Origin of the sequence: Mesorhizobium sp. M1A.T.Ca.IN.004.03.1.1, assembly GCF_003997555.1 — a bacterium.
Classification (GTDB): Bacteria; Pseudomonadota; Alphaproteobacteria; order Rhizobiales; family Rhizobiaceae; genus Mesorhizobium.
In genome coordinates this window covers 1-244 of record NZ_RZTV01000904.1, presented here as the reverse complement: position 1 = coordinate 244, position 244 = coordinate 1, and the positions used below count along the sequence as shown (strand labels likewise).

At 67.2% G+C, this 244-nt stretch carries 1 protein-coding gene; it reads right to left on the bottom strand.

The window, feature by feature from the left end; genetic code table 11:
- Nucleotides 1–244: AAA family ATPase (locus tag EOD29_RS34300; protein WP_164764068.1), on the bottom strand; the 244-nt coding region annotated here is incomplete at both ends.

Genomic DNA, 244 nt, shown 5'->3' with positions numbered 1-244 from the left:
GAATATAATCGTCCCACCACGAATCTTACGGCCGGCGTTTTCGATGTCATGCACCAGTCGGGAGAGGGTGCAGGCCGGACGGCCGGTGGCCTCGCTGATCCGTCGCACAGCGCGTCCTGCCAAGGCCACCTGCAGGTGCTCGATCCCGCCGCGGTGGGCGAGCGGAAGATCGTCGCGCAACGCTTCCAGTGCAGCGAGGATCGCCCGTACGACGGTGGTCTTGCCTGTGCCGGCGCCGCCGCTG